Source organism: Paenibacillus senegalensis JC66 (assembly GCF_000285515.1).
GTDB classification, from domain to species: Bacteria; Bacillota; Bacilli; order Paenibacillales; family NBRC-103111; genus Paenibacillus_L; species Paenibacillus_L senegalensis.
The window spans coordinates 1-6,133 of sequence record NZ_HE610968.1; the positions used below are offsets into that span (position 1 = coordinate 1).

The 6,133-nt window shown below is 45.9% G+C and carries 5 protein-coding genes and 1 tRNA gene; all 6 read left to right on the plus strand.

Annotated elements, in window-relative coordinates; translation table 11 throughout:
- Positions 1 to 523 precede the first annotated feature (523 nt).
- The 6 genes from guaB to PSHG_RS31070 all read left to right on the plus strand — a co-directional run bounded on the left by guaB (position 524) and on the right by PSHG_RS31070 (position 6,068).
- Complete coding sequence (gene guaB / locus PSHG_RS25400; RefSeq protein WP_010279779.1) at positions 524 to 1,984, plus strand: IMP dehydrogenase; 1,461 nt, start codon at positions 524 to 526, stop codon at positions 1,982 to 1,984.
- Between the two features lie 190 nt (positions 1,985 to 2,174).
- Positions 2,175 to 3,470, plus strand: a complete 1,296-nt coding sequence (locus PSHG_RS25405; RefSeq protein WP_010279782.1) for a D-alanyl-D-alanine carboxypeptidase family protein — start codon at positions 2,175 to 2,177, stop codon at positions 3,468 to 3,470.
- Between the two features lie 85 nt (positions 3,471 to 3,555).
- Positions 3,556 to 4,128, plus strand: coding sequence for a pyridoxal 5'-phosphate synthase glutaminase subunit PdxT (gene pdxT / locus PSHG_RS25410; RefSeq protein ID WP_010279786.1), 573 nt, complete (start codon positions 3,556 to 3,558; stop codon positions 4,126 to 4,128).
- A 93-nt stretch (positions 4,129 to 4,221) separates the two neighbouring features.
- Positions 4,222 to 5,502 carry a serine--tRNA ligase gene (serS, locus tag PSHG_RS25415; protein ID WP_010279788.1) on the plus strand — a complete coding sequence of 427 codons (1,281 nt, stop codon included), beginning with the start codon at positions 4,222 to 4,224 and terminating at the stop codon, positions 5,500 to 5,502.
- Between the two features lie 82 nt (positions 5,503 to 5,584).
- Positions 5,585 to 5,674 (plus strand) — tRNA-Ser (locus PSHG_RS25420).
- A 241-nt stretch (positions 5,675 to 5,915) separates the two neighbouring features.
- A complete protein-coding gene (locus tag PSHG_RS31070; RefSeq protein ID WP_010279794.1) occupies positions 5,916 to 6,068 on the plus strand; it encodes a hypothetical protein in 153 nt (50 codons plus the stop codon).
- Positions 6,069 to 6,133: the final 65 nt, after the last annotated feature.

Here is a 6,133-nt window from a genome sequence, read left to right on the forward strand (position 1 = left end):
GCTATTATCATACCGGAGTTGTGCCTGAGAATTCAATGGCATGACTGTTTTCGCAACACTTTCGACTTTCGCAAACAATTTCGCAACACTTATGCATACTCTTTCGACTTTCGCAAACAATTTCGCAACACATTCGCCTCACTTTCGACTTTCGCATACAATTCGCTTCAGGGCCAGTGGCCTCGGGGCTGCTGCTTGGGGGTTGCTTATTCTAGCTATCGGGCTGAATGGCCGCTTTTCGGACAGCCCTTTTTTGTTGCACTCGTCTTTAAGCGTCCCTCTCTCGGGGAGATATCTGAACCTGTGATCGAATAACATGCAAGGAAGCAGGACTGCCGTTTATAGGTAAAGGCTAAAATTTGCTTATTTTGGTTGATGGTTCACTGTATTTTGAGGAAGTTTATAGAAGATTAAAAGTTGGGAACGCTATCTTTACAGGACATCCTTGACACAAAAAAAGTTGATCTGCTACTATTGCAATAATATACATCAAGACGTAGAGATATTGAGGGGGATATAGAGAGTGTGGGAAACCAAATTTGCTAAAGAAGGACTTACATTTGATGATGTTTTGCTGGTCCCGCGAAAGTCGGAAGTGTTTGGGCCTAGCCAAGTAGATGTATCGACACGTCTTAGTGATCGGATTCAATTACAAATTCCTTTGATCAGTTCAGCTATGGACACCGTAACGGAGGCTGTATTAGCTATTGCGATAGCGAGAGAGGGCGGTATTGGCGTAATCCATAAGAATATGAGCATCGCCCAGCAAGCGGAAGAAGTTGATCGGGTTAAGCGCTCGGAAAGTGGAGTTATTACGAATCCTTTCTCGTTAACACCGGAGCATCATGTTTATCATGCTGAAGAATTAATGAGCAAATTCCGGATTTCCGGGGTCCCTATTGTTAATGAGGACAATAAGCTGGTCGGAATTTTGACTAATCGTGATTTAAGGTTTGTTCATGATTATTCGATTAAAATTAAGGAAGTTATGACGAGGGATAACCTGGTCACAGCTCCGGTAGGGACTACATTGCAGCAGGCTGAGCTTATACTGCAAAAGCATAAAATCGAAAAGCTTCCTTTAGTGGACGAGAACAACGAGCTTAAAGGTCTTATAACTATTAAGGACATAGAGAAGGCTATCCAGTTCCCTAATTCGGCTAAAGATGTCCATGGACGATTGTTGGTAGGAGCGGCCGTTGGGGCGTCTAAGGACGCACTAGAGCGTGCTAAAGCGCTGGTAGAGGTTGGGGTTGATATGCTGGTGGTGGATTCCGCTCATGGCCACCATATTAACATTCTCAATACGGTGCGCAAACTCCGTGAGAACTTCCCCGATATGACGATTGTGGCGGGCAACGTGGCTACAGGGGAAGGCACTAAGGACTTGATTGAAGCCGGTGCCTCTGTCGTTAAAGTGGGGATCGGCCCGGGATCGATTTGTACAACAAGGGTAATCGCCGGTATTGGTGTGCCGCAAGTTACGGCCATCTATGATTGTGCAACAGTAGCCAAGCAATACAACGTACCGGTTATTGCTGACGGTGGTATTAAATACTCTGGAGATATAACCAAGGCGATCGCAGCAGGTGCTTCTGCTGTCATGATTGGCAGCCTGTTTGCAGGAACCGAGGAAAGTCCGGGAGAATCCGAAATTTATCAAGGCCGCCGCTTTAAAGTGTACAGAGGCATGGGATCTCTTGGTGCGATGAAAGAAGGCAGCAAAGACCGTTATTTCCAGGAAAACGAAAGCAAGCTTGTACCTGAAGGCATTGAAGGTCGGGTAGCCTATAAAGGACCTTTGAAGGATTCAATTCATCAGCTTATCGGCGGACTCGTTCAAGGTATGGGTTACTGCGGAACGCGCAATCTGGAGGAATTGAGAGAAGATACTCAGTTTATTCGGATTACTGGGGCAGGTCTTCGTGAGAGCCATCCGCATGACGTACAAATTACAAAAGAAGCACCTAACTATTCGCAATAAATAATTTAAGATTTTCTATAGCCCGGATGTCCGATTTGTAATTTACTGGGGTATGGAGAACTGGTTGAAAGCATTATGAAACAAGCCTCAGCAGAAGGATAGGGAAACAGGGCAGGAAAGCCTTGTTTTCCTTTTTTTTGTCTAGACAGCTATGGTAAAATAAGATGATTACATATGGGGAGTGTGAACGGTGAAAAAGGGACTTACCTGGTACCAGATAATGACGAGAATATTGACCGTTAGTTTAATCGCGGTGATGATACTTACCAGCCTTCCTGTGCAAAGCCATGCTCAAACGGCCGCGCCTTTAGAATTGGAAGCCAATTCAGCCATATTGATGGATGCATCTACAGGACAAGTAATCTATGAGATGAATGCGGATGTCGCTCTTCCACCTGCAAGTATGGCTAAGATGATGACAGAGTATATCGTCATGGAGAAGATCAAGAGCGGAGAATTGAAATGGGATGATATGGTAACCGCAAGCAGATATGCAGGAAGTGTCATCGGTTCTGGTGGATTGCTGGCGGAGGGAGACACTCACACCGTTAAAGATTTATTTCATTCCGTTACGATTTATTCCGGTAATGATGCTTCGGTAGCTTTAGCAGAGAAAATTGCCGGCACTGAGGAAAATTTCGCCCATATGATGAATGAGAAAGCTCGGGAAATGGGCTTATCGGATGAAGCTCATTTCATTAACGCAACCGGTCTGAACCGGGCGGATATCGGGGAGTTTGCCCCGCAGGGCATCGAAGGGGAGACTATGCTTTCCGCACGGGATTCTGCTCTGCTCGCTTATCATATTTTGAAGGATCATAAAGATGTGCTGGAATTTACTAAAATTCCTCGTAAAAAGTTCAGGGAAACCGATACCTCAGAGATGGTTAACTGGAACTGGATGTTAGAAGGCTTCAAGGACTCGGTCAGCTTGAAGAGCTATGCCTACGAAGGCTTGGATGGATTGAAGACAGGCCATACTCGAGAAGCCGGATATTGCTTTACAGGTACGGCCGAACGAAATGGTGTCCGGTTAATCAGTGTAGTTATGGGTACAGCAGGGGAGCGTGAGCGGTTTGTAGAAACACGTAAGCTGCTGGACTATGGCTTTAACAATTTTGATAAATTAACTGTTTATGCCGAAGGTGACGGGCTGGACGAGCTGCAAAGCGTAAAAATGAGCAAAGGGGTTAAAACAACCGTTCCGGTGGAAGCCGGGTCTGAGCTCAGCCTGCTCATAAGAAAGGGCGCGGACAGTGAGGAAATCGTTAAAGAAGCGATTCCTTTGCCTGAGAGTGAATTAGTGGCGCCCATAGCTAAAGGTGATAAGGTAGGAACGCTAAAAGTAAGCTATGACGGACAGGAGTTCTCGATCGATATTGTAGCTGCCGAGGACAATAACAAAGCCGGATGGATGAGGCTGTTTTTCCGGGGAATAAAGGATTTCTTCATTAACCTCGGGACAGGCATCAAAAACTTGTTTTAATGCTTGCAAGGCATGCACAGTTGTATAAATAATATCGATCCTGTAAAATGATAAGTTAGGAAACTTGAGAAAGAAGGAACACTTCATGAAGATTGGTGTACTGGCGCTGCAGGGGGCTGTAGCTGAACATATTCGAATGATTGAGCAAGCGGGTGCTGAAGGAATTGCCATAAAGAAAACAGAACAGCTTGAGCAAATAGACGGCTTAATCATCCCCGGGGGCGAGAGTACTACCATTGGCCGATTAATGCGTACTTACGGTTTTATTGAGGCGATCAGGGAATTCTCCAGACAGCGGAAGCCTTTATTCGGAACTTGTGCTGGTCTTATTGTACTGGCTAAAGAGATTGAGGGCCAGGAGGAAGCGCATCTTGGTCTGATGGAGATGAAGGTGGCGCGAAATGCGTTTGGCAGACAGCGGGAAAGCTTTGAGACTGACCTTACCGTAGATGGCATTGATGAGCCCATTCGTGCGGTATTCATTCGGGCGCCGCTAATAACTGAGGTAGGAAGTAACGTTACCGTGTTATCTGCCTATCAGGAGCAAATTGTGGCCGCGAGAGAAGGACATTTGCTGGCTGCCTCTTTTCATCCTGAGTTAACCGATGATTACCGTATGCACAGCTATTTTTTTGACATGATCCAGAATAACAAATGATAATTACAAAGTGCACATGATTCGGGAATCAGATTCAATGAATAACCGAATGATGGTTAGCTTGAAAAATATCCCTTGTGGGAGGAATTTCCTTTGTTTGATGCAAAATTGCTTAGACACCAGTTTGAACAGGTAAGTCAATCGTTAGGGAATCGTGGAAAGCTGCCCGACGAACTTCATAAATATAGCGGCCTGGATGCTTCACGCAGAGAATTGCTGCAAGAGGTAGAGCAGCTAAAAAACCGCAGAAATGTTGTTTCTCAAGAAGTGGCTGCCAAGAAAAAGGCTAAGGAAAACGCAGAATCGCTAATTCTCGAAATGCGCGAAGTTTCTGATCGCATTAAAAAGCTGGATGAAGAGCTTAGAGGAATTGAAGAGCAGGTGGAATCCATTCTGCTGGCGCTGCCGAACTTGCCTCACGAATCGGTTCCGGTAGGTGCATCCGAAGAGGACAATGTAGAGATTCGGCGTTGGGGTGAGCCTGCTGAGTTCTCTTTTGAAGTCAAGCCTCACTGGGAGCTGGCTGATGAATTAGGTATTTTGGATTTTGAAGCTGCCTCCAAGGTTACAGGCTCCCGGTTTGTATTCTATAAAGGGCTGGGTGCACGACTGGAGCGGGCTTTAGCGAATTTCATGATGGATTTGCACAGCATCGAGCACAATTACGAAGAAATGCTGCCGCCTATGGTGGTTAACAAGGACAGCTTGACTGGCACCGGACAGCTGCCGAAGTTCGCGGAGGATGTATATCAAATCTCAGATAGTGATTATTACCTGATTCCAACGGCCGAGGTTCCAGTGACGAATTTTCACCGTGACGAAATATTGAACGGAGAAGACCTGCCTAAGTACTATGTCGCTTACAGCGCCTGTTTCCGTTCGGAAGCGGGAGCTGCCGGTAGAGATACACGGGGCTTGATCCGCCAGCACCAGTTTAATAAGGTTGAATTAGTGAAGCTGGTCACTCCGGAAAGCTCTTATGATGAGCTGGAGAAGCTGACAGAGAATGCCGAGAAGGTGCTTCAGCTGCTGGGACTGCCTTATCGGGTCGTTTCCCTTTGTACGGGAGATCTAGGATTCTCAGCGGCCAAAACCTATGACCTGGAAGTATGGCTGCCTCATTCCGCTACCTATCGGGAAATATCTTCTTGCAGTAACTTCGAAGATTTTCAGGCCAGACGGGCTAACCTCCGTTTTCGCCGGGAAGCAAAAGCAAAGCCAGAATTTGTTCATACTCTGAACGGTTCAGGACTTGCTTTAGGCAGAACGGTGGCGGCCATTCTAGAGAATTATCAGCAGGAGGATGGCAGTGTAGTCATTCCGGACGTTCTGCGTCCCTACATGAATAATGCTGCTGTCATTAGGCATAAATAAAGGTTGAAGTTCAAAATTTATCTGTGTTATAATATACTTTGTTCCCTTGAATAACGCATTCCGTTGTCAGGGGAATTTACCTGGAGAGGTGGTCGAGTGGTTTAAGGCTCTGGTCTTGAAAACCAGCGAAGGGGTAACTCTTCCGTGGGTTCGAATCCCACCCTCTCCGCCATTAACTATATACATGAACAAGCTGCCTTTTTATATGGATAGGCGGCTTTTTTGCGTTATGCAGACTTAATCAATATCCAGGGAATACTTCGTATAAAACAAGGGAGGGCTCCGCATTTTATAATCATGGAGGTGCATTTCCTCTTCTCCACCCTGTCAACCAGGAACTTGTACATGACTAGAGCCAGCCTATTCGTAATTAAGCCGGCTTTGCAAGCGATGATTAGGAAAGGAGCATGACTATGATCTTCAGCGACCGACCCGATAAAAATTTGCAAAACACGGTTAAAGAGTTAGACCAAAAAGCAGAAGCGGTTAACAGCCATCAACAACAGCAGATCCAGCAGGATACGAATGACCGCCGCCATCAGGACGCTTTAAATCATGAGGAATAGAACTTGCCCATGTCCGATAAAATTGATCGAGAGTCCTAACAAAGCAATAACTAAGCATTTTGCAT

Bases quoted from the DNA above. Each gene is read 5' to 3' on its own strand.
- pdxT (WP_010279786.1), top strand. From the start codon at position 3,556: ATGAAGATTGGTGTACTGGCGCTGCAGGGGGCTGTAGCTGAACATATT.
- PSHG_RS31070 (WP_010279794.1), top strand. From the start codon at position 5,916: ATGATCTTCAGCGACCGACCCGATAAAAATTTGCAAAACACGGTTAAA.